This window comes from Streptomyces sp. CB01635, assembly GCF_002803065.1.
Classification (GTDB): domain Bacteria; phylum Actinomycetota; class Actinomycetes; order Streptomycetales; family Streptomycetaceae; genus Streptomyces.
The window spans coordinates 1,158,662-1,179,875 of the sequence record NZ_NNBL01000003.1 but is presented as its reverse complement, the minus strand read 5'-3'; the positions used below and the strand labels follow the sequence as shown (position 1 = coordinate 1,179,875).

Below are 21,214 nucleotides of genomic sequence, written 5' to 3'. Positions count from 1 at the left end.
GGATGAACAGACGCGATCCCGCCGCGGCGGACACGGCCCACGCGGGCCTCGAGCTGGACCCGGAATACGAGCACACTCCCGTTCCGACGGAGAGCCGCAAGTCCCTTCTCACCGTGTCGGCCGTGTGGTTCGGGTTCCCGATGATCCTGACCAACGCCGTCCCCGGCGGAATCGTCGTCGCACTCATGGGCTTCTGGCGCGGTCTGGCCGCCATCGTCGCCGCGAACCTCGTGATGCTGGTCTACGTCGGTCTGCTCAGCCACCGGGCGGGCAGCACGGGCGAGAGCTTCTCGCTCCAGGCGACCAAGACGTTCGGGAGGGTCGGCTACGTCGTCGCGTCCGGTTTCCTCGCGACGGTCGTCGTCGGGTGGTTCGCCTTCAACACCGGCGCCACGGGTGCCACCCTCCACCAGGCGTTCGGCTGGCACGAACAACTCGTCGCCGCCGTCGCCGGGGTCGCCTTCGTCGCGATCACGTTCCTCGGCATCCGCGCCCTGTCCTGGCTGGGCGCGGTAGCCGCCCCGCTGTTCATCCTCGTCGGCCTGATAGCCCTGGTGATCGTCTCCAGGGACCACGACCTCACGACCGTCCTCGACTACCAGGGCGTCGGCGGTAACAGCGCCCTCACCTTCGGCGCCGCCGTCTCCCTCATCATGGCGACCTTCGCGGACTCCGGAACGATGACGGCCGACTTCACCCGCTGGTCCAGGAACGGCAGACAGGCCGTCATCGCGACGGCCACCGCGTTCCCCGTGGCAAGTCTCGTCGCCCAGGTCACCGGAGGCATCGTCGTCGCGGCCGGCGCCGTCGCCTCGGCCGGCACGGTCGGCGGCAACTTCCTCCCGATCCTCACCGGCGGCCACGGGATCGCCCTCGACGTACTGGCCGCGGTGTTCGTCTTCGTCAACCTCGGCTCCGTCTGCAGCCACTGCCTCTACAACGGCGCCCTCAGCTGGTCGCATCTGACGCGTACGAGGATGCGCGTGATGACGCTCGTCCTGGGGGCCGTCGGCACGGTCGCCGCCCTCGCCGGTGTCTGGGACCACTTCCTCGACTGGCTGGTCGTCCTCAGCGTGTTCGTCCCACCGCTCGGCGGTGTGCTGATCGCCGACCAGGTGCTCCTGCGCCGCCGGCTCGATGAACGCGCCGCGACAGCGGTACGTCCCACCGCGTTCGCCGCGTGGGCCGCCGGAGCAGCGGCCGGAGGGCTCGTGCACTGGTACGCGCCGCAGTTCTCCGACGCGGTCACCGGCCTGCTCGTCGCCCTGATCGCCTATGTCGCACTGGAGAGGATGCCCGTACGAAGCCGGGGTGCGTGATGGCGGACGCAGGTGTGTGTCTCTCGGGTGTGTGTCTACTGCTCCGGGGTGCGCCTGCGGTGTGCGGCGGCTTCGCTGCGTCCGGTCGCCAGGTGCTTGAGGGCCAGTTCCTCGACGCGCGGCACGTCCCGGGCCTCGATCGCCTCGTACAGCTCCTCGTGCTCCTTGGCGACGCCGGCGATGTCGTCGTGCTGGCCGAGCAGCCAGCGCATGCGGCTGCTCAGGGTGCGGCCGAGCTCGTTCAGCAGCTCGTTGTCGGCCAGCGCGGTCACCGTCTCGTGGAAGTCGGCCGCGGCCCGCCGCGCCGGTACGGCGTCCCCCTTGGCCGCCGCCGTCAGCTCGGCGTCCAGGTCGGCCCTCAACCGCGCAAGTCCCGCGCGGGTGCGCCGCTGGGCGGCGAGACGGAACGCCAGCATCTCCAGGGCGGCCTTGACCTCGTCCAGATCCTCGACATCGGAGGCGGTGAACTCACGCACCACGGCCCAGCTCCGCGGGCGCGGGGTGACAAGACCCTCGTTCACCAGGTCCTTGAGGGCGTCACGGACGGGCAGGCGGCTCACCCCCAGCTCGGCCGCCAGTTCCCGCTCCACGAGCTTGCTGCCCGGCGCCCGCACACCGTCGAGAATCTGATCGCGCAGCGTGCGCGTGACCCGATCCGACTCGGGTTCAAAAGTGTCATCCCCTGCCATGATCCCTATTCTCGCACCGCGTCACAGGTCATTCGGCCTTACCCCGCCTTCGGCAGAAGACGGAGGCCCGGGTCACGGCCGGCCGGCCGGGTCGTCGGATCCGTGCTCCTGCTGGTCGAGGATGGCCACCGCGACGGCGGCCGCGCCGGCCGCGTCGCCGTCCTCGACGGCCCGGTGCAGGTCCTCGTGCGACGTGTCATCGCCGCTGAGGGTGTGCTGCATGCACTGGTCGGCCTTGACGCTGTCGCGCAGGGCGTCACTCATCCCCCGGTAGAGGTTCTGCAGTACGGGGTTGTGGGAGGCCTCGGCGATGCGGAGGTGGAAGTCGACGTCGGCGTCCGCGAAGGCGTCTACGTCGGCGTTCCGGCTCGCGTCGGCCCGGTCGTCCAGGGCCTGCTGCATCTGCTGGAGATCGTCCGCCGTGCGCCTCGTAGCGGCGAGCCGGGCGGCGACGATGTCGAGGCCGCGGCGTACGTCGATGATGTCCTGGGCGGCGGCGCGGTCGAGCTGGCGGCGCAGCGCGACCTGGGCCTCGTCGGTGGCGGTCACGAAGGTCCCGTTGCCCTGACGGGTCATCAACAGGCCCGAGTGCACGAGGACGCGCACGGCCTCGCGCACCGACAGGCGGCTGACGCCCAGCGTCTCGGCGAGCCGGCTCTCGGACGGGATCTTGTCGCCGAGCTGCCAGGTGCCCGTAGTGATCTCCTGTCGCAGCGCGGCGATCACGGTGTCGACGAGGGACGGCGCCCGTTCCACGTTTTTCATCCCCACCCCTTCTCTAGTCATCTGATGACCTGGTAACTCTAGCGGTCGGTTCTTCTCCAACGAAGGAGCTATGCCGTCATGACGCACATCTTGTTCACAGCAATACGTCTGGACGGCGGGCAGCCCCGCGACGTTCTGGTCGCCGACGGGCGTATCGCCGCCATCGCCCCTCCCGCTCTGCCTGAAGAGTACGAAGTCGTGGACGGCGGCGGCGCCTTGGCCCTGCCCTCGCCGGTCGACGCCCACATCCACCCCGACAAGACCACGTGGGGTCAGAGCTGGCTCAGCCGTACACCCGCGTCGACCCTGCGGGATCTGATCGACGGCGATGTGGCCGCGCGGGCCGGCATGGCGGCGCCGGTCGAGGAGCGCGCCGGTGCGCTCATGGACCGTGCCCTCACCCGCGGCACCCGCGCGATGCGTGCGCATGTCGACGTCGCGCCCGTCCACGGGCTCTCCAATGTGCACGGCGTCCGTGCCGCCGCCGCCTCGCGCGCCGACCTGCTCGACGTACAGGTGGTGGCCTTTCCCCAGCTCGGTCTGCTCACCGCGCCGGGGACGGCCGAGCTTCTCGAGAAGGCCCTGTCCGAGGGCGCCGACGTGCTCGGCGGCCTGGATCCGGTGGGCGTGGACGGGGACATGCACGGCCAGCTCGATGTCCTGTTCGGCCTGTCCGAGAGGGCGGCCGTCCCGCTCGACATCCACCTGCACGACGGTGGTCCGGCCGGCATCGAGCAGGTCACCGAGATCGCCCGCCGTACGGTGGCGCACGGCATGCAGGGACGCGTCACCGTCAGCCACGCCTTCTGCCTCGCCGATCTCGAAGGCGACGAACTCGCGCGGATGGGCGAGATCCTCGCCGGGGCTGGGGTGTCCCTCACGACCTGTGCCCTGGGAGCCGACCCTGTCGTCCCCTTCGGTCCCCTGGGCGCGCATGGGGTGCTGGTCGCGGCGGGCTCCGACGGCGTACGCGACCCATGGACCCCGTTCGGCGACGGCGACATGATCGCTCGGGCCCACCTTCTCGCGTACCGCACCGATGCCCGTACGGACGCCGAACTCGCCGCGTGCTACGCGGTCGTGGCACACGGGGGCGCCGCGCTCCTGGGCCTTGAGCGGACGGAGCTGCGCGTCGGTGACCCCGCCGACTTCGTGCTGCTTCCGGGCGACTCGGTGGCGCAGGTCGTCGTGGACCGGCCCGTGCCGAGCCTGGTCGTGCGGGGCGGACGCGTGATCGCGCGCAAGGGACAGCTGGTCGACGGCCGGCAACAGCGAGACCGTCTCGTCGAAGGGGCCTCCCGATGATGCGCCGCGCTCTCCCCGTGATCGGGCTCGTCCTGACGCTCGCCGCCTGCACCTCCGGAGCTCAACAACCGCGGCAGGGCGCCGCCCCGGCGAAGCTCGACCTGAAGACCACCACCCCCGCCGCCACCAAGGGCCTGGGCAAGGTGACGTGGAACCTCCCGTACGAGCCGCAGACCCTGGACCCGATCCGTTCCTTCAACTACGCGGAGAACACGGCCCTCGCCAACATGTGCGAGAGCCTGCTGCGGCTGACCCCTGACTTCAAGATCAAGCCGGGCCTCGCCGTCAAGGCGGCCAACCCGACGCCCACCACCTGGGTGTACACGATCCGCAAGGGCGTGACGTTCTGGAACGGCGATCCGCTGACCGCCGACGACGTCGCGGCGAGCCTGCGACGGCACCTCGACCCGAAGCTCGGCACCTGGTGGGGCGACTACTTCAACACCGTCAAGTCGGTCCGGGCCACGGACTCCATGCAGGTCACGGTCACCCTCAAGCAGCCCGACGCCCTGTTCAACCAGGCGATGGCCACCGGCGCCGGCGCCGTCGTACAGAAGAAGTTCCTCGACAAGGCCGGCAAGTCGCTCGGCTCGCCGTCGAGCGGCGTGATGTGCACCGGACCGTTCCGGTTCCATGACTGGAAGTCGGGCGACTCGATGACGCTCAGGCGCTACGACCACTACTGGAACAAGCCCCTCAAGGCCAAGTCCGAGTCCCTGGTCCTGCGGTTCATCGCCGACGAGACGACCGCCGTCAACGCCCTGCGCTCCGGCGAGGTCGACGGCCAGTACTTCTATCTGCCGCCCGCGGGTCTCAGCCAGCTCCAGAAATCGACCACCGGCTCGGTGACCCTCGGCCGCTCCCTCACGTTCTGGGCGCTGCTCAGCTCGGCGAAGTCCGGCCCCTACGCCGACCCGAGGGTGCGCCAGGCCCTGTCGCTCGCGCTGGACCGCGCGGCGATATCCAAGGTCGTCTTCCAGGGAACGGCTTCCCCGCAACGCGCGCTGACGGGCAGCGACTACTGGGGCTACGAGCGCAAGACGTATCAGAAGGCGTACGAAGCCCTCCCACCGGAGACCACCGATCTCGCGAAGGCCAAGGAGCTTCTCGTCCAGGCGGGATCGCCGACGAAGCCCATCGTGATCGGCGTCCAGGGCAGTTCAGCTGTGCACGAGCAGACCGCCAACCTGCTGAAGGCCACCGGCGAAGCGCTCGGCCTCGACATCGAGATCCGGGTCGTCCCGGTCGAGCAGTACGGCAACCTCTACAGCGACCCCAAGGCGCGCAAGGGCATCGACGCCTTCCTCAGCACCTGGTACGGCAATGTGCCGGATCCGCTGGACATCTACACCGTGTTCCGCAAAGGCGGGCGGACGAACTTCAGCGACTACAAGGCAGTTGACGGCGCCATCGCCAAGGCGCGGGCCGAGGGGGACCCGGCAGCACGGGCGTCGCTCGTCACCGGGATCCAGGAGAAGGTGACCCGCGACGTCGTGTGGATGCCGCTCAACAACCTGCCCGTGATCCTCTACATGAACAAGCGGGTGACGGGCGCCGTGCCGTCCTTCCCCTACCTGTACTACCCGTGGGCCGCAGGGCTGGGGGCCAGATGATCACCTATCTGGCACGTAAGTTGATCGCACTGGCGGTCGTCCTGGTCGTCGCCTCGTTCCTCGTCTACGGACTGCTCTACCTCGTACCGGGCGGGCCGATGGCGTTCCTGCTCGGCAACCGGAGCGGCACGCCCGAACAGATCGCCGCCATCCGGGCCCAGTACCGGCTCGACGACCCCTTCCTGGTCCGCTACGCGGCGTGGCTCGGTGACGCCGTGCGCGGCGACTTCGGCAGCTCCCTGGTGTACCGCCAGCATGTCTCGGGCCTGATGGGCGCCCGCGCGGCGACCACCGCGTTCCTGGTCGGCTACTCCACCGTCCTGATCGTCGTGGTCGGTGTGGCGGGCGGCGTGCTGGCCGGACTGCGCCGGGGGCGCGTGGACGCCGTCATCAGCGCAGTCTCCTCGGCGTTCCTCGCCACGCCGACATTCGTGATCGGTGTGCTCCTCGTGATCGTGTTCGCCCTGGGCCTGGGCTGGTTCCCGGTGTTCGGGCCAGGGGAAGGCCTGTTCGGCCGGCTGTATCACCTGACGCTCCCTGCGATCACCCTCAGCCTCGGCAGCGCCGCCTTCCTCGCCCGCATCACCCGCGCCTCGGTCCGCGAGGAACTGGGGCGCGAGCATGTGGAGACCGCCCGCAGCCGGGGAATCGCCGAGGCACTGGTAATCCGCCGGCATGTACTGCGCAACGCGTCGATCCCGGTGATCACCGTCACCGGCCTGACCGTGGCCAGTCTCATCGCCGGCTCGGTCGTGGTGGAGAACGTGTTCGCCCTCGACGGCCTCGGCTCCCTCTTCGTACGAGCGATCCTGCAGCGCGACTTCGCGGTCGTGCAGGCCGTCGTTCTCGTTCTCGTCGCCGCCTTCGTCCTCATCAACCTCGTGGTGGACCTGTGCTACAAAGCCCTCGACCCGCGGATGTCCCGATGACCGCCGTGGCCACCCGCGTCCGCGGGACACTCGGCAGGTTCAGCCCGTCCCGTGCGGTGCGTGCGCTCGGCGTGTCCGGCGTCACCGCGGCGGCGCTGCTCGCCGTGGTGCTGACGGTCACGCTGCTCGCGCCCGTCCTTGCTCCCTACGACCCCGACCAGCCGGACCTGTTCAACTCGCTGGCCGGGTCCTCGGCCGCGCACCCCCTGGGCGGCGACGCCCTCGGCCGGGACGTGCTGTCACGGCTGATGTGGGGCGCCCGTACGACATTGAGCGGTCCCGTCCTCATCATCTGCCTGTCCACCGTCGTCGGCACCGCGCTGGCGATCACCGCCGCATGGGCGGGCGGCAAGGTGGACGCGGTCGTCTCGCGCCTGCTGGACGTGCTGTTCGCGGTCCCGGGCATCGTCTTCGCCCTGATCACCGTGGCCGTACTCGGCCCCGGCGTCACCGGCGTCGTCCTGGGCCTTGCCGTCGCCTACACCCCGTACGTGGCACGGGTGGTGCGCAGTGCGGCGCTGCGGGAACGCAACATGCCCTATGTAGCGGCGGCCTGGGTTCAGGGCAGGTCCGCGTTCGCCATCTGCGTACGGCACCTGCTGCCCAATCTGCGCCCGATCATCGTCGCCCAGTCGGTGTCCGCCCTGGGCTTCGCGGTCATCGACCTCGCGGCGATCTCCTTCCTGGGGCTCGGCGTGCAGCCGCCCACCGCTGACTGGGGGCTGATGGTCAAGAGCGGACTGGACGGCGCAACGCGCGGACAGCCGCTGGAGGCACTGGGTGCGGGCCTGTTGATCGTGCTCGTGGTCGCCGCGGTGATCGTGCTCGGCGACCGCCTCGGCAAGGAGGAGCGTGACCACCGATGAGTCTCCTGAAGCGTGAGAGGGATCAGCCGGAGAAGAGTCGAACGGAGACGGGTCTGCCCGGGGGCAGTCTGCTCGATCTGCGTGGGCTCGGGCTAGCGGTTCCGGCCGGCCGGGAGTGGCGGCCCCTCGTCGAGGAGGTCGACCTGTCGATCGGCCGGGGCGAATCCGTGGGACTGGTCGGCGAGTCCGGCTCGGGCAAGTCCATGACGGCGCGGACGATCCTCGGGCTCACGCCGCCGGGAGCGCGCGTCACCGGTGACATCGTCTTCGACGGGATCCGGGTGACCGACATGGACCGGCGGGCCCTGCGCGGCCTGCGGGCCCAGCGCATCGCGATGGTCTTCCAGGATCCGCGGGCCCACATCAATCCCGTGCGCAGCATCGGCGACTTCCTCACCGAAGCCATGATCGCCAACCTGGACGTGCCCGCCCCCGAGGCGAAGGCGCGGGCGGTGCGGCTTCTGTCGGACGTCGGCATCGCGGACGGCGAGCGGCGGATGCGCCAGTACCCGCACGAGCTGTCCGGCGGGCTGCTGCAACGCGTCATGATCGCGTCGGTCCTTGCCGTCGAGCCCGATCTGATCCTTGCCGACGAGCCCACCACCGCCCTGGATGTCACCACGCAGTCCGAGGTCATGGCCATCCTCGACGAGCTGCGCCGGGAGCGCGGTACGGCCATGCTGCTGATCACCCATGACCTGGAGCTGGCGGCGGCCACCTGCGACCGGCTCGCCGTCATGTACGCGGGCCGGATCGTGGAAACCCAGGCCGCCGGCGCGCTGACGGCCACCCCCCGGCACCCGTACACCTCCGGTCTGATGCTCTCGCGGCCGAGCATCGATCAAGTCGTCCACCGGCTGCCCGTCATCCCTGGGCGGCCGCTTGCCGCCTTCGAGGCGGACGACGGGTGCGCGTTCGCCCCGCGGTGCGCGCATGCGCGACCGTTCTGCGGGGACGGGCGGCCGGCCGTGATGGAGCTGGAGGGGGCGCGCGTGGCGTGCACGCGGGCCGGCGAACTCACCTTGCAGGGAGAGTCATGAGCGACTTCGTGATCGAGGCGGCGGGTCTGCGCAAGGAGTTCGGGCAGGCGGTCGCCGTCGACGATGTGTCCTTCACGCTCTCGCGCGGCCAGTCGCTGGCTGTGGTCGGCGAGTCCGGCTCCGGCAAGACGACGGTCGCGCGGATGCTGGTCGGCCTGGAGACGCCGACCGGCGGGTCGATCGGCGTGTGCGGTCGGCCGCGTCGGGGCGGGCGGGTGTCATCGGCGGAACGCCGCAGGCGCGCCCGCGAGATCCAGATCGTGTTCCAGGACCCCTACTCGTCGCTCGACAAGCTCCAGCGGATCGGCGATGTCGTGGAGACCAGCCTCGCCCTGCACTTCCCGCTGACTCCCGCCGAACGGCGCAGGCGCGCACTGGAGTTGCTCGAAGCGGTCGGGCTGGCCGAGCGGCACGCGTCCATGCTCCCCCGCCAGCTCTCCGGCGGGCAGCGGCAGCGCGTCGCCATCGCCCGCGCCATCGCCGTCGAGCCGGAGGTCCTCGTACTGGACGAGGCGGTGGCGGCGCTCGATGTGTCCATCCAGGCGCAGATCCTCAATCTGCTCGCCGACATCCGCGAACGCAGCGGCATCAGTTACGTGTTCATCTCGCACGACCTCGCCGTGGTCCACCAGATCAGCGACATCGCCGTCGTGATGTCCGGCGGCCGGATCGTCGAGCGCGGGGACACCCGCGATCTGCTGCGCGATCCCCAGGAGGAGTACACCCAGGCACTGCGCGCGGCGGTCCCGCGTCCCGGCTGGAAGCCGAGTCGGAGGCAACCCGCCTGAGGCTCGTGAGGGGAGTGGCGGCGGGCGCCGTCACTCCCCCGGCCCCGTTCAGGAACCGACCGTCGCCCCCACCGGCGCGCGCCGCGCGACGTCCACCAGTGACCGGTCAGTGATCTTCAGAGCGGGGGACACGGCGAGCGTCAGAGTGGACACGCTCATGAACGGGTTGAGGTGTTCCCATCCCCACGCCTCCAGGGCGGCTCGCACGGCGCCCGCCTCTTCGGCGACCCGCGCTGCGGGCTCGGCCGACAGCACGCCACCGACCGGGAGCGGCATCCGCGCCGCCACGCTCTCTCCGGCGGTCCCGCGGACGACGGCCACGCCGCCACCGTCGGCCACCACGGTCGCCGACGCGGCGGCCATCGCCGCACGGGACGTACCGATCGTCAGCAGGTTGTGACTGTCGTGGGCGTACGTGGTGGCCACCGCGCCCGAGGCCAGGTCCCGGCCGAGCAGCGGCGCGAAGACGACTCCGTCGCGCCCGTGGCGATTGCGGACGCGGACCAGCACGGCCCGGCCCTCCCACGCCACTTCACCGCCGGACACGGGGAGTTCGACCTCCGCGGCCTCGGTATAGGTGTCACGCGGGTTCACGCGCATGGCCCGGAACCGGTGCGTCCCGTCGGGCAGGTCCACGCGCCAGCGGAACCCTTCGGCGTCCTGCGCCTCAACGTCGACCCGGCTTTCCAGGGCGCCTGCCTCCCCGGACCGTGCCTCGTAGACCGCGGCTCCGTCCCTGCCCACGACCTGGCCGCCGGCCAGCACGACGGCCGGGTCGAACGCGGCGAGTTCGCCGCGCAGGAGGACCAGGTCGGCGCGCTTGCCGGGCGAGACGACTCCCCGGTCGTACAGCCGCAGCCGCTGCGCCGGGGTCCAGGTCAGCGCGCGCAGGACGACGTGCGGCGGGAAGCCCGCCGCCACCGCCACACGGGCAATGTGGTCCAGGTGTCCCTTGGTGACGATGTGGTCGGCCGCGAGGTCGTCGGTCACGAGGCACAGCGGCGGCAGCTGGGGCAGGTCGAGGAGTGCCTTCGCGACGTCCTCGTCGAGGCACTTCTCCTGGAGCATCATCGTCATGCCCAGGCGGGCCTTCTCCAGGACCACTTCGGTGCGGTTCTTGGTGTGGTCGGAGTCCACGCCCGTGGCCAGGTAGGCGCTGAGTTCGGCGCCGCTGAGGTTCGGGCAGTGGCCGTCCAGGATCGTTCCCTGTGCCCGGGCGGCGGCGGTGACCGCTGCCATCCGCGGGTCGCCGGCCACGACCGCCCGGTAGTCCATGACCTCGCCCAGCGCCACCACGCCCGGCCAGCGCAGCATCTCCGCGATGTCGTCGGCGGACAGCGCCGCACCGGCGTGCTCAAGACCTTCCAGCGCGGGCACGCACGAGGGCACGCCCCACAGCTGGGTCTGCGGCGTCCGGTCACCGGCGTCGATCATCCACCGCATGGCGTCCCGGCCCGCGACGTTGACGATCTCGTGCGGGTCGGCGAGGACGGTGGTGGTGCCGCGGGCCAGCGTCACCGCGGCGAACTGTTGCGGCGTGAGGAAGGCGCTCTCGATGTGCATGTGGGCGTCCACGAAACCGGGGACGATCCGCATGCCGGTGGCGTCGATCTCCTCGCGCGCCTCGGCGGGTGTGCCCGGCGGCAGTACGGCGCTGATCGCGCTCCCCCGGACCAGCACGTCCGCGGGAAACTCCTCGCCGGTGAAGGTGGACACCACGCTCCCGCCGAAGATCCGGAGGTCGTGCTGTTCACTCATGTCGTCGTGCTCCTTCGTGGACGGTGCCGTCACGGGACGAGGGTGTAGAAGTAGTAGCCGAGCGGGATCATCACGATCCACAGCGGCCAGGCCACCTCGCGGATCCGCCCGCTGACGGTCTTGACCAGAACGTGCGCGGCCAGGCCCGTCGCGATGCCGGTGCCGAAGTTGCCGAAGAACAAGGTGGTCGCGACGGTCAGTGCCGCGGGGACGGCGTGGGTCGGGTCCTTGAAGTCGACGTTCTTCAGGGCACCGAGCATGTTCAGCCCGATGTACATGAGGACGGGCGCCGTGGCCGCGGACGGGATCAGCGTCGCGAAGGGGGTGACCAGCAGCAGGAGGCCGAAGCCGCAGGCCGCCCACACCGACGCGAGGCCGGTCCTGCCTCCCGAGTCGGCACCGGCCGACGACTCCAGGTAGGCCGTCATCGAGGGCGCGCCGACGGCGGCCCCGCCCATCACGGAGACGGAGTCGACGAGGAACGGGCGGCGGGAGCCGGGGATGTTGCCGTCCTTGTCGAGGAGCCCGGCCCGCCCGGCGACGGCCAGCAGCGTCCCGGTCATGGAGAAGAACTCCGAGACGAAGAAGGCGAAGATGTACGGGAAGTACTCGGGCTTGAGGGCGCCGAGGATGTCGATGTGGAAGAGCAGCGGGCCGGGCGAGTCCGGCGCCGAGAAGAGGCTGTCGGGGACCTCGGTCACGCCCAGCGGGATACCGGCGATCGTCACCGCCGCGATGGTGAGGAGGAACGCGCCGGGCACCTTGCGCGAGGCGAGCGCCGTGAGCAGCAGCAACCCGGCAAGGGCAAGGAGACCGGCGGGCTTCGACAGGTCGCCGACGGCGAGCGCCGCCTTGTCGGCGTTGCCGACGACGAGGTCCGCGTCCCGGAATCCGATCAGGGCGATGTAGAGGCCGAGGCCGCCGCTGATGGCGTACTTGAGGTGCATCGGCATCAGGCGCGTGACGAGGTCGCGGATGCCGAGGAGGGTCAGCACCAGGAAGGCCACGCCGGACCAGAAGACCATGCCGAGCGCCGTGTCCCAGGGAACGTGATCCTGGCCGACGATGGTGAACGCGACGAGCGCCACTCCGCCGAGGCCCGGGGCGACGACGAAGGGCAGGTTGGCTATCAGGCCCATCGCCAGGGTGGCCAGGGCTATCGCGATGATGACGGCGGTGGTGGCGGCGCCGTGCGGCACACCGGCGCCGGCCAGCTGACCGGGCACGACGACCACGGCGTAGGCGGCGGCCATGAACATCGAGGCGCCCGCCACGATTTCGGTGCGGTGGGTGCTGCCTCGGCCTCGGACGCTGAAGAGACGTTCGGTGAGCGAGGCGGGTGGCTCGGTCGTGACGGCGGTCTGCTCGCCGGTGGTCGGAGCGGTGGGTGGCATACGAATCCTCGGCGGGGATGAGGGGTCGGGCAGGACTGCCTGCGGCGGCGTCGGCGCGGGAGGGCTCGCGGGAGGTGGGGACACCCGGCTTGGGCCAGGTCTCTGCAACCGGGTTCTGTAACCGGTTGCAGAGACCGGTTGCAGGTATGATGACATGCCGTAAAGCGAATGTGAACACAGGGGCCCGCGCATGCTCGGCGGGCACGTCAGGCAGGGGGCGGCGATGGCGACGCTGATGGATGTGGCGCGCGCGGCGGGGGTGTCCAAGGCCACGGCCTCAAGGGCCCTGCAGCGCCCCGAGCTGGTCGCGGAACCCACCCGCCTGCGGGTACTGGACGCCGCGCAGCGCCTCGGCTTCCACCCCAACGCCGCCGCCCGCGCGCTGACCACCGGGCGGACGGGACTGGTCGGTCTCGTCGTGCCGACGCTCTCCAACCCGTTCTTCGCGCCGCTCGTGATGGGCGCCCAGCAGACCGCCGAGAAGACCGACCGTCACCTCTTGATCGCCGTCTCGGAGTACGACCCCACGCGCGAGGCGGAGCTCGCCGACCGCCTCGCGGAACAGGCCGACGGGCTGATCATGGTCACTCCGGTAGGAACCGATGCCGCGCTGCGGGAACGCGCGCGGCGCGTGCCCCTCATACTGGTCGACCGCCAGGTGGGCCGGCTGCCCGCAGTCGTGGCCGACACGGCGACGGGCCTGGCGCAGCTCATGGATCACCTCCTCGACCAGGGTCACCGGGACATCGCGTATGTCTCGGGCCCCGCGGGCTCCTGGGCCGACGGGCAGCGGTCCGCGATCCTGAGGGAGCGGGCGGAACAGGCGAAGGCCCGGCTGCATGTCCTCGGCCCCATGCCGCCCACGTTCGACGCGGGGATCGAGGCCGCCCGCACCCTCCCGCGCGAGGCCACGGCCGTGCTCGCGTACAACAGCTACCTGACGCTCGGTCTGCTGCACGGACTCGCGGCAGCGCATCGCCGGGTGCCCGAGGACGTCAGTCTGGCCGCGGCCGACGATCTGAGCAGCCTCAAGTCGACGACACCTTCCGTGACCGCGCTCGACGTCCCGGTGGAGGAGGTGGGCGCACTCGCCGTCACGCGCCTCATCGACCTGCTCGCCGGCCACCACGTCACGGTCACCTCCCGGCTGCCGTCCCGGCCGGTCCTGCGCGCGTCGACGGCTCCGCCCGCGAACCGGTAGCCCCGCCGGCCCGCTACCGAGTGCGGGTCAACGCGTCCAGATAGTCGCCAAGGAGCTCGGCCTGGCGACGAGGCGGGAACGCCTCGGGGTCGAACAGCGCCTGCACCACCAGGCCGAGCACGAAGGCCTGGGCGCCGGCCGCGATGCGCGCCGGATCCCCGGCGCGCAGTGCGCCCGCCTCCTGAGCGGCCTCGACGAGGTCGCGCAGCTTGTCGCGACCTCGCCCGTACTTGCCGGCGTAGTCGGCACTCAGCCCGGGGTCGGCGAGCGCGGTGTCCCAGGAGGACACCCAGATCCGGTTGCTGTCGGTTGCCTCGCCCGTCAGCGGGAGGATGCTCATCAGGGCGGCCTTCAGCGCGGCCAGGCCCTCCCCCGCCGCAGGCCGGGGGCGCGAGACGGTCCGCTGCTCGAGCAGGTCGAGGGCGTACGCGACCAGGTCGCGCTTGGCCGGGAAGTAGTGGGTCAGCAGGCCGGTGGACGCGTCGAGTTCGGCGGCGACGGCGCGCATGGTCAGGCCGCCGAATCCGTGCGCGACCAGCACCCGCCAGACCGCCTCGGAGACGTCACGGCGACGGGCCTCATGGTCCCCCTTGGTACGTGGCATCCTGCTACGGTACATAGCCAAAACGCTTGTTGTGTGAATGGGGTCCTCATGTTCTCTCTCCCCCTGCGGGACGACGCCCGTCTCGCCCCGCTCGAGATATGGCATGCCGAGGAGTTCGCCGCCCACCTGGACCGGGCGCGCGAGCACATCCGGCCGTGGGTCGGTGCGGGGTTCGTCACTGTCGACGTCGACGGGGCGCGCGCCACACTGCGCCGGTACGCCGAGCGCCAGGCCGCGGACGGCGGCCGCCTCTACGGCATCTGGCTCGACGGCACGCTCGTCGGCGGCGTGATGTTCGTGGACTTCGACGCCGCTTCCGGTTCCTGCGAGATCGGCTGCTGGCTTGATCCGGACGCCGAGGGCCACGGCCTGATCACACCGGCGTGCGGCACCTTGCTGGACTGGGCGTTCACCACACGGGGCCTGCACCGCGCCGAATGGCACTGCCGGGCCGACAACGCACGCAGCGCCGCGGTGGCCAAACGGCTCGGCATGACACTCGAAGGCGTTCAGCGCGAGTCCTGGCCGTACGACGGCACCCGTCACGGCACGCAGCTCTGGGCGATCCTCGCTCCGGAGTGGCGCGCCCAGTAACCACGACACCGCGCGCCCGGGAATGGCAAACCCAATAGCCACCCACCGCGGCGCCCCATCGCTCGTACGCGTCCCGCGCACACGTTCCCGTGGTGCGGGACGGCGCGCGATCACGGTCCGCTTGACCGTCTGCCTCATTCGGCAGGTTTGCACTTCCAGGACACGAAATCGCCCCCTTCGCGCCGTACCTGGCCACCACTCCCGGCTGCTTGCCTTGTGTGTGCAACGAGGAGCTTTCGTACCACCGATCGCTTCGCCCACCCTCGTTACATCTCCTGGGAGGGAATGTGTCCGTACCGGACAGTGCCACCGGTCCCGCGAGCGACGAAGAGACCGCACCTGAAGTCCCGACCGACCAGCAGCTGACCAGTCTCGGTACCCATGCGGCACGCCGGCTGGCCACGACCACCAAGTCCGCACCGCAGATGCAGGCCATCACCTCACGGTGGCTGCTGAAGTCCCTGCCATGGGTGGACGTCAAGGGCGGCACGTACCGGGTCAACCGGCGTCTCCAGCTCAGCATCGGCCGCGGCAGGGTGCAGTTCGACCAGAACGGCGGGAACGACATCAAAGTCATCCCCGAGACGCTCACCGAACTCCCCGTCCTGCGCGGGTACGACGACATCGACGTACTGAAGGAAATCGCCACCCGGTTCCGGACCCGGGAGGTGCGGGCCGGGCAGATCCTCTTCGAGGCCGGGCAGCCGGTGACCGAGGCGTACCTGGTGGCCCACGGGCGGTTCACCCGCTTCACCGAAGGCAAGTACGGCGATGAGGAGGTCATCGGCGTCGTCACGGACGGCGACCAGATGGGCGACGAGGCCATCGGCCAGCCGGACCCGCTGTGGCTCAGCTCGGTCCGGGCCGAGACCGCGGGCACCGTTCTCGTACTGCCCTGGGACGTCGTCGAGGAGCTCACCGAGCGGACACCGTCCCTCGACGCGCACCTGCGGGAGTACGTCGAACGGCAGCGGCTGCCGAGGAACCGCAAGGGTGAGGCAGACGTCCCCGTGCAGTCCGGGCACACGGGTGAGCCGACGCTGTCCGGCGGCTTCGTCGACTATGAACTCACGCCTCGCGAATACGAGTTGTCCCTCACCCAGACCGTCCTGCGCGTCCACACCCGCATCGCCGACCTCTACAACGACCCGATGGACCAGACCGAGGAGCAACTCCGCCTCACCATCGAGGAGATCCGCGAGCGCCAGGAGTGGGAACTCCTCAACAACCACGAGTTCGGGCTGCTGCACAACGTCGACTACGGCCAGCGCATCAGCACCTTCTCCGGCCCGCCCACCCCCGACGATCTCGACGAACTGCTCTCCATGCGCCGTAAGACGAAGCTCTTCCTCGCCCATCCGAAGGCGATCGCCGCGTTCTTCCGGCAGTGCAACCGGCGCGGTCTGGTGCCCGGCACCGCGAACGTCGACGGCCATGAGGTGCCCGCCTGGCGAGGCGTTCCGCTGTTCCCCTGCGGCAAGATCCCGGTCACGCCGCAGCACACGACCAGCATCCTCGCGCTGCGCACCGGGGAGTCCGACCAGGGAGTCGTCGGCCTCTACCAGACCGGCATCCCCGAGGAGTACCAGCCCGGCCTGAACGTCAGGTTCATGGGCATCAACACCACCGCGATCATCAACTACCTCGTCACCGCCTACTACTCGCTGGCGATTCTCGTCCCCGACGCGGCGGGGATCCTCGAGAACGTGCAGATCGGACGGACCGCCGAATGACGCACGCCGACGGACGGGGTACGCGATGAGTGCACCGCCGGACACCACCGCCCCGTTCTCTCCGCCGGGGCCGCCCAGCCTGGCCCACGCCCTGCAGACACGGCGCGGCGGCGCGGTCCCCGGGCTGCGTCACCAGCCGGCGGTCCCCGCCGATCCCGTGAAGGTCGAGGAGGTCGACCGCAGGCTGGAGATCTGGGCCCGCGGTCTCGATCTGTTCCCCGAGGCGTGGTTCGAGGACTTCGCGAGCTTCCAGGTCGGGCGGGCCGTGGTGCTCCAGCACCCGGGGGCGGCCGACCTGGACCGCCTCACCGCCGCGGGCAAGCTGCTGCTCGCGGAGAACATGGTCGACGACTGCTACTGCGAGGACAAGGGCGGATCACCGCGCGGCCTCGGCGGCCGGCTGATCATGGCGCAGTCCGCGATCGATCCGTACCACGGGACGGCCGAGGCGGAGGAGCAGTGGCGCCACGGTGTGCAGGCCGACGGCCCGCTGCGCTCGTACCACGTGGCCTTCCAGGACTACGCCGCCTTCGCCACACCCAGCCAGGCGTCCCGGTTCGTCCACGACATCGCGCGGCTGCACCTCGGGTACCTCGCCGAGGCCGCCTGGGCGGAGACCCGGCACATGCCGCGCGTGTGGGAGTACCTGGTCATGCGGCAGTTCAACAACTTCCGCCCCTGCCTGTCCCTCGTCGACGCGGTCGACGGCTACGAACTGCCCGAGGCCGTCTACGCCCGCCCCGAGATCCAGCGGGTCACGGCGCTGGCGTGCAATGCGACGACGCTCGTCAACGACCTGTACTCCTTCACCAAGGAACTGGCCAACGACCCCACCCACCTCAACCTGCCGCAGGTCGTCGCGGCCAACGAACGGTGCGGCCTCAAGGCCGCCTACCTCAAGTCCGTCGACATCCACAACGAGATCCAGACGGCCTTCGAAGAGAAGGCCGCGCTTCTGTCCGCCATGTCACCCCTCGTCGAACGGTACGTCCAGGGCCTCAGCACCTGGGTGGCCGGCAACCACGAGTGGCACGCCACGAACAGCCGCCGCTACCACCTGCCCAACTACTGGTAGTCCGCGCACCGGTCCAGCCACTCGGACCCGAAGTCCGTTTCACCTGATCCATCGTCAAATGCACTGCGAGGAGTACCTGTTGACCACCGCTCCCCACTTCACCTCGGCCGTTCCGCTGCCGGCCCAGTCCACGTACCAGTCCCGTGTCGCCGAATACTGGAACGCCGAGGAAAACCCGGTCAACCTCGAACTCGGCAAGATCGACGACCTGTACCACCACCACTACGGGATCGGACCCGCGGACAACTCGGTGCTCGACGAGCCCGACCCCACGCGGCGCAACGACCGGATCACGGCCGAGCTGCACCGGCTCGAACACGCCCAGGCCAACTGCCTCGCCGACCACCTCGGCCCGCTCACCGCCACCGACCGGGCCTTCGACGCCGGCTGCGGACGCGGCGGCGGCAGTGTCGTGGCGCATCTGCGGTACGGCTGCCAGACCGACGGCGTCACCATCTCGGCCAAACAGGCGGACTTCGCCAACGCCCAGGCCGCCAAGCGCGGCATCGACGGCCAGGTCCGCTACCACCACCGCAACATGCTCGACACCGGTCTGCCGACCGGCGCGTTCGGCGCGTCGTGGAACAACGAGTCGACCATGTACGTCGAGCTGGAGCTGCTCTTCGCCGAACACGCCCGGCTGCTGCGCCGCGGCGGCCGGTACGTGGTCATCACCGGCTGCTACAACGACGGTTACGGCCGGGCGTCGCGCGAGGTGTCCCTGATCAACGCCCACTACATCTGCGACATCCACCCACGGTCGGAGTACTTCCGCGCCATGGCCCGCAACCGCCTGGTCCCCGTGCACGTCGAGGACCTGACCGAGGCCGCGCTGCCGTACTGGGAACTGCGCAAGCAGGCCGACCATCTGGTCACCGGCATCGAGGACACGTTCCTCACCGCGTACAAGAACGGCAGTTTCCAGTACCTGATGATCGTCGCCGACCGCGTCTGACTCCGGCCCCGCCCTGATCCCTGATCCCTGATCCGGCGACGTCCGCGTGAACCGGCCTTCGTGGGGTAGGAAGGCAAGGCCCGCACACCGGGCGGACGGATCACGCGGAACAGAGAGAGGGCGGTCGGATCATGGCGCTGGAGCAGACGGCCCACGGCATGGTGCAGGCGGTCGTCATCCACAACGGACGCCTGCTCCTGGTGGAACAGCCGGACGGCAGTGAGCTGCCGTCCGGCATTCCCGAGCCCGCCGAGTCGGCGGAGGCCACCGCCGCGCGCCTTGTGTACGAGCTCACCGGCTATCTCGTCGACGGTTCATCGACACTCGAACCACAGGCGGCTCAGGGAGATCCCCGGCCGGCCGTCCTGTGTCAGCTGCTGACCGAGGACCCGTCGGACGGGGCGCGGCTCACGCCGGAGCAGATCCATTGGGTTCCGGTCGCGGCGGCCGTCGACGTCACGCCCCCGGGAGCCGTGCGCAACTACTTGGAGGGCCACACGCCCGTGTGAGGCCCTCCAACTGGTCTGCCGGACCTCGTCACGGGGCCCAGCGGCCGTTGGCCTTGCGATGATCGTGGGGCTGCTGGGACTTACCGGGCAGCTGGTCCTTCGCCTGCTTGACGGCCGCCTGCGGGATCTGCGAGTGGAAGTACAGCAGCTTGCCCTGCCCTCGTGCACCTATGCCGTGGTGCCCTTTCGCCGGTGAGTTCTTGCTCATGACTCGGCACCTCGCCATCTCACGTCGGCTTCGCGGGCCCGGAAGAAGTCCCCGGTCGCGCATTCCGTAGATTTCACGGTACGCCGCTCCTGACGATGACGGCGGGTCGCGGGTCGAGACAATGACGGCGGGGCGAGACGAACCACCCCGCAGGGCAGGGACCCGTTACCCGTCGGTCGGCCGTTTCCGCCCTGCGTGTCCCGGTGATCAATGCGAGGCTGAAATCGTGCATACCTCCGATCTGACTCCTGAAATCCGTGCCGCCCTGAGCAAGAAGCGGCCGTATCCCGCGATCACGTTGGTCACGCCGACCGATCCGGATTTCCCCTTCAGCGACAAGGACCGAATCCTCATCCGCGACCTGGTCACCGAGGCCAAGCGGCGGCTGGTGGACGACCCTGACGTGGAGCGGGAGACGAGGTTGGAGCTGCGGGATCAACTGTTGGATCCCGCGGAGATCGAACGCGCGACCGATCCTTTCCACCCGGACGACGCCATGGTTGTCTATGTGGCCGTGAACGAGCCGGTCCAGGTATGGCGGATGACATCGCTCGCACCGGTGGAACCCCGCGTGGAATTCGGCACGGCATTCCTGACGCGGTACCTGGTGGCTGCCGAGCAGCGCTCCCGCCCGTACCTGGTTCTTGTCCTCGACCAGGAGATGTGCCGTCTGTACCACGGGTCTGTACGACGACTGCAGGAAGTGGAGAAGAACGGGTGGCCGGACAAGCCGCAGATCCCGTCCCCCGAGGATGCGATTCCCGGGTCCATCCCCCACTCCACGCCGTACGAGGGGCATGAGGAGCGGGTCGAGCAGTACCTGCGGACCGTGGACAAACGGCTGGGGCAGTCCTTCGAGGAGCACGACGGACTGCCGCTGTTCGTCATCGGCGGCGACAAGATCCTCTCGACGTTCAAGAGCATCACCCGCTACGGGAATCTGATCGCCGGGTCATTGCCGCTCACGGGAATGGACAAGGAATCGGCCCAGGATCTGGAGAAGCGGCTCCAGCCGGTCCTCGCGGACTTCTACGCCAAGCAGGTCGCCGAAGCCGTCTCCGAGCTGAGCGAAGCGCGTGGACAGGGCAAGTACGTCGGCGGCGCGCCGGAGGTGTGGACCTCGGTCGCCGACAAGCGCGTGCACCGCCTGGTGGTGGAAGAGGGGCTGATGCTGGCGGGCCGCATCACCGAGGACGACCGCGTCCTGGAGCTCGTGGACGTACCGAAGCCGGTGACGTTGCCGGACCCGAAGAAGGACATGGAACCGTCGGCGCACGCACTTGGTGTGGCTACCGACATCGTCGAGCGACTCGTGGACAACGCGATCGCGGCCGACGCCCGGGTTCTGTTCGTGCCCGACGGGACGCTCCCGGAGGCCGGCGGCGTGGCGGCGCTGCTGCGCTACTGATCCCCACGTACGGGCGCACGAGAGATGGGATCCCTCACTGAGGGATCCCATCTCTCGTGTCTGTTTCCGCGCAATTAGAGATACGGCGAACCGGATACATCGACCACGTGTGTGTGGCGCTTGCAGTGGGCCTTTTCTACGTCTGGCCCCGGCGCGACCACAGCAGTATGGCCGTCCGAAAAGGCCACTTGGTAGAGATCGCGGTTCGTACCAGAGATGATCTCCTCGACCCTTACGGTCCTGTCACCCCTGAGGCCGTGCAGGGTCAGATAATCGCCCTTCTTGGCTTCCATGTGATCAGCCTCTAATGCTGACAGCTTCCGACGCCTCTGATGAGGGCACCGTTTCCACTCAATCCCGGTGGTTGCCGATCCGCAAGCGGAGCGGAAATCGGCCGCCTTCACCCGGCCCCAGCCCTGCCCGGCCCGATGCCGCTTTGTGCTAAAGATAGCTTTTGCCCG

General features: G+C 69.8%; 21 protein-coding genes. 14 read left to right on the top strand and 7 right to left on the bottom strand.

The window, feature by feature from the left end; all coding sequences use genetic code 11:
- Positions 1 to 2: 2 nt before the first annotated feature.
- Positions 3 to 1,319, top strand: coding sequence for a cytosine permease (locus CG723_RS13540; RefSeq protein WP_100593511.1), 1,317 nt, complete (start codon positions 3 to 5; stop codon positions 1,317 to 1,319).
- A gap of 35 nt (positions 1,320 to 1,354) precedes the next feature.
- Here the strand turns inward: CG723_RS13540 and CG723_RS13535 are convergent, their stop codons facing one another.
- Together CG723_RS13535 and CG723_RS13530 are read right to left on the bottom strand one after the other, a co-directional pair.
- Complete coding sequence (locus tag CG723_RS13535; RefSeq protein WP_100593510.1) at positions 1,355 to 2,008, bottom strand: GntR family transcriptional regulator; 654 nt, start codon at positions 2,006 to 2,008, stop codon at positions 1,355 to 1,357.
- 72 nt (positions 2,009 to 2,080) lie between these two features.
- Positions 2,081 to 2,773 carry a FadR/GntR family transcriptional regulator gene (locus CG723_RS13530; protein WP_100593509.1) on the bottom strand — a complete coding sequence of 231 codons (693 nt, stop codon included), beginning with the start codon at positions 2,771 to 2,773 and terminating at the stop codon, positions 2,081 to 2,083.
- Positions 2,774 to 2,851: 78 nt separating this feature from the next.
- Here CG723_RS13530 and CG723_RS13525 point away from each other — a divergent pair, with 78 nt between their 5' ends.
- The 6 genes from CG723_RS13525 to CG723_RS13500 are packed head-to-tail and all read left to right on the top strand — an operon-like array spanning position 2,852 to position 9,314.
- Positions 2,852 to 4,078, top strand: coding sequence for an amidohydrolase family protein (locus CG723_RS13525; protein WP_100593508.1), 1,227 nt, complete (start codon positions 2,852 to 2,854; stop codon positions 4,076 to 4,078).
- Complete coding sequence (locus CG723_RS13520; protein WP_100593507.1) at positions 4,075 to 5,691, top strand: ABC transporter substrate-binding protein; 1,617 nt, start codon at positions 4,075 to 4,077, stop codon at positions 5,689 to 5,691. The genes CG723_RS13525 and CG723_RS13520 overlap by 4 nt, the downstream gene beginning before the upstream one ends.
- On the top strand, positions 5,688 to 6,620 hold the full coding sequence (locus CG723_RS13515; protein ID WP_100593506.1) for an ABC transporter permease: 933 nt from the start codon (positions 5,688 to 5,690) through the stop codon (positions 6,618 to 6,620). Before CG723_RS13520 ends, CG723_RS13515 begins: the two co-directional genes overlap by 4 nt.
- Positions 6,617 to 7,486: an ABC transporter permease gene (locus tag CG723_RS13510; RefSeq protein WP_100593505.1), complete on the top strand. Its 870-nt coding sequence runs from the start codon at positions 6,617 to 6,619 to the stop codon at positions 7,484 to 7,486. Before CG723_RS13515 ends, CG723_RS13510 begins: the two co-directional genes overlap by 4 nt.
- Positions 7,483 to 8,526 (top strand): ABC transporter ATP-binding protein, encoded by a 1,044-nt coding sequence (locus CG723_RS13505; protein ID WP_100593504.1) that lies wholly within the window; start codon positions 7,483 to 7,485, stop codon positions 8,524 to 8,526. The genes CG723_RS13510 and CG723_RS13505 overlap by 4 nt, the downstream gene beginning before the upstream one ends.
- Complete coding sequence (locus CG723_RS13500) at positions 8,523 to 9,314, top strand: ABC transporter ATP-binding protein (protein WP_100593503.1); 792 nt, start codon at positions 8,523 to 8,525, stop codon at positions 9,312 to 9,314. Before CG723_RS13505 ends, CG723_RS13500 begins: the two co-directional genes overlap by 4 nt.
- Before the next feature lie 48 nt (positions 9,315 to 9,362).
- Here the strand turns inward: CG723_RS13500 and CG723_RS13495 are convergent, their stop codons facing one another.
- Together CG723_RS13495 and CG723_RS13490 are read right to left on the bottom strand one after the other, a co-directional pair.
- Positions 9,363 to 11,072 carry an adenine deaminase C-terminal domain-containing protein gene (locus tag CG723_RS13495; RefSeq protein WP_100593870.1) on the bottom strand — a complete coding sequence of 570 codons (1,710 nt, stop codon included), beginning with the start codon at positions 11,070 to 11,072 and terminating at the stop codon, positions 9,363 to 9,365.
- 29 nt (positions 11,073 to 11,101) lie between these two features.
- Complete coding sequence (locus CG723_RS13490) at positions 11,102 to 12,466, bottom strand: NCS2 family permease (RefSeq protein WP_100593502.1); 1,365 nt, start codon at positions 12,464 to 12,466, stop codon at positions 11,102 to 11,104.
- Positions 12,467 to 12,656: 190 nt separating this feature from the next.
- Between CG723_RS13490 and CG723_RS13485 the strand changes: the two genes are divergently transcribed.
- Positions 12,657 to 13,667 (top strand): LacI family DNA-binding transcriptional regulator, encoded by a 1,011-nt coding sequence (locus CG723_RS13485; RefSeq protein WP_234374277.1) that lies wholly within the window; start codon positions 12,657 to 12,659, stop codon positions 13,665 to 13,667.
- Between the two features lie 13 nt (positions 13,668 to 13,680).
- On the opposite strand, the gene CG723_RS13480 is transcribed toward CG723_RS13485, so the two are convergent.
- The gene (locus CG723_RS13480) at positions 13,681 to 14,271 is read right to left on the bottom strand and encodes a TetR/AcrR family transcriptional regulator (RefSeq protein ID WP_100593868.1); all 591 of its coding nucleotides are present in this window, start codon (positions 14,269 to 14,271) and stop codon (positions 13,681 to 13,683) included.
- Between the two features lie 48 nt (positions 14,272 to 14,319).
- Between CG723_RS13480 and CG723_RS13475 the strand changes: the two genes are divergently transcribed.
- The 5 genes from CG723_RS13475 (at position 14,320) to CG723_RS13455 (ending at position 19,137) form a co-directional block, all read left to right on the top strand.
- Positions 14,320 to 14,865, top strand: coding sequence for a GNAT family N-acetyltransferase (locus tag CG723_RS13475; protein ID WP_100593501.1), 546 nt, complete (start codon positions 14,320 to 14,322; stop codon positions 14,863 to 14,865).
- A 287-nt stretch (positions 14,866 to 15,152) separates the two neighbouring features.
- A complete protein-coding gene (locus CG723_RS13470; protein WP_100593500.1) occupies positions 15,153 to 16,598 on the top strand; it encodes a family 2B encapsulin nanocompartment shell protein in 1,446 nt (481 codons plus the stop codon).
- Between the two features lie 25 nt (positions 16,599 to 16,623).
- The gene (locus CG723_RS13465) at positions 16,624 to 17,673 is read left to right on the top strand and encodes a family 2 encapsulin nanocompartment cargo protein terpene cyclase (protein WP_100593499.1); all 1,050 of its coding nucleotides are present in this window, start codon (positions 16,624 to 16,626) and stop codon (positions 17,671 to 17,673) included.
- A 79-nt stretch (positions 17,674 to 17,752) separates the two neighbouring features.
- Positions 17,753 to 18,628, top strand: coding sequence for a geranyl diphosphate 2-C-methyltransferase (locus CG723_RS13460; RefSeq protein ID WP_100593867.1), 876 nt, complete (start codon positions 17,753 to 17,755; stop codon positions 18,626 to 18,628).
- 131 nt (positions 18,629 to 18,759) lie between these two features.
- The gene (locus CG723_RS13455) at positions 18,760 to 19,137 is read left to right on the top strand and encodes an NUDIX hydrolase (protein WP_100593498.1); all 378 of its coding nucleotides are present in this window, start codon (positions 18,760 to 18,762) and stop codon (positions 19,135 to 19,137) included.
- 28 nt (positions 19,138 to 19,165) lie between these two features.
- Here CG723_RS13455 and CG723_RS13450 read toward each other — a convergent pair whose 3' ends face one another.
- Positions 19,166 to 19,345, bottom strand: a complete 180-nt coding sequence (locus CG723_RS13450; protein WP_100593497.1) for a hypothetical protein — start codon at positions 19,343 to 19,345, stop codon at positions 19,166 to 19,168.
- A 226-nt stretch (positions 19,346 to 19,571) separates the two neighbouring features.
- Between CG723_RS13450 and CG723_RS13445 the strand changes: the two genes are divergently transcribed.
- Complete coding sequence (locus tag CG723_RS13445) at positions 19,572 to 20,753, top strand: baeRF3 domain-containing protein (protein WP_100593496.1); 1,182 nt, start codon at positions 19,572 to 19,574, stop codon at positions 20,751 to 20,753.
- 74 nt (positions 20,754 to 20,827) lie between these two features.
- Here the strand turns inward: CG723_RS13445 and CG723_RS13440 are convergent, their stop codons facing one another.
- A complete protein-coding gene (locus CG723_RS13440) occupies positions 20,828 to 21,046 on the bottom strand; it encodes a DUF1918 domain-containing protein (protein WP_100593495.1) in 219 nt (72 codons plus the stop codon).
- Between the last annotated feature and the right edge of the window lie 168 nt (positions 21,047 to 21,214).

Excerpts from the sequence above, each read along its gene's own strand:
- CG723_RS13540 (WP_100593511.1), top strand. The coding sequence starts at position 3 with ATGAACAGACGCGATCCCGCCGCGGCGGACACGGCCCACGCGGGCCTC.
- CG723_RS13505 (WP_100593504.1), top strand. The coding sequence starts at position 7,483 with ATGAGTCTCCTGAAGCGTGAGAGGGATCAGCCGGAGAAGAGTCGAACG.
- CG723_RS13475 (WP_100593501.1), top strand. The coding sequence starts at position 14,320 with ATGTTCTCTCTCCCCCTGCGGGACGACGCCCGTCTCGCCCCGCTCGAG.
- CG723_RS13500 (WP_100593503.1), top strand. The coding sequence starts at position 8,523 with ATGAGCGACTTCGTGATCGAGGCGGCGGGTCTGCGCAAGGAGTTCGGG.
- CG723_RS13515 (WP_100593506.1), top strand. The coding sequence starts at position 5,688 with ATGATCACCTATCTGGCACGTAAGTTGATCGCACTGGCGGTCGTCCTG.
- CG723_RS13530 (WP_100593509.1), bottom strand. The coding sequence starts at position 2,773 with ATGAAAAACGTGGAACGGGCGCCGTCCCTCGTCGACACCGTGATCGCC.
- CG723_RS13485 (WP_234374277.1), top strand. The coding sequence starts at position 12,657 with ATGCTCGGCGGGCACGTCAGGCAGGGGGCGGCGATGGCGACGCTGATG.
- CG723_RS13450 (WP_100593497.1), bottom strand. The coding sequence starts at position 19,345 with ATGAGCAAGAACTCACCGGCGAAAGGGCACCACGGCATAGGTGCACGA.
- CG723_RS13520 (WP_100593507.1), top strand. The coding sequence starts at position 4,075 with ATGATGCGCCGCGCTCTCCCCGTGATCGGGCTCGTCCTGACGCTCGCC.
- CG723_RS13490 (WP_100593502.1), bottom strand. The coding sequence starts at position 12,466 with ATGCCACCCACCGCTCCGACCACCGGCGAGCAGACCGCCGTCACGACC.
- CG723_RS13455 (WP_100593498.1), top strand. The coding sequence starts at position 18,760 with ATGGCGCTGGAGCAGACGGCCCACGGCATGGTGCAGGCGGTCGTCATC.
- CG723_RS13480 (WP_100593868.1), bottom strand. The coding sequence starts at position 14,271 with ATGCCACGTACCAAGGGGGACCATGAGGCCCGTCGCCGTGACGTCTCC.
- CG723_RS13525 (WP_100593508.1), top strand. The coding sequence starts at position 2,852 with ATGACGCACATCTTGTTCACAGCAATACGTCTGGACGGCGGGCAGCCC.
- CG723_RS13465 (WP_100593499.1), top strand. The coding sequence starts at position 16,624 with ATGAGTGCACCGCCGGACACCACCGCCCCGTTCTCTCCGCCGGGGCCG.
- CG723_RS13440 (WP_100593495.1), bottom strand. The coding sequence starts at position 21,046 with ATGGAAGCCAAGAAGGGCGATTATCTGACCCTGCACGGCCTCAGGGGT.
- CG723_RS13535 (WP_100593510.1), bottom strand. The coding sequence starts at position 2,008 with ATGGCAGGGGATGACACTTTTGAACCCGAGTCGGATCGGGTCACGCGC.
- CG723_RS13510 (WP_100593505.1), top strand. The coding sequence starts at position 6,617 with ATGACCGCCGTGGCCACCCGCGTCCGCGGGACACTCGGCAGGTTCAGC.
- CG723_RS13495 (WP_100593870.1), bottom strand. The coding sequence starts at position 11,072 with ATGAGTGAACAGCACGACCTCCGGATCTTCGGCGGGAGCGTGGTGTCC.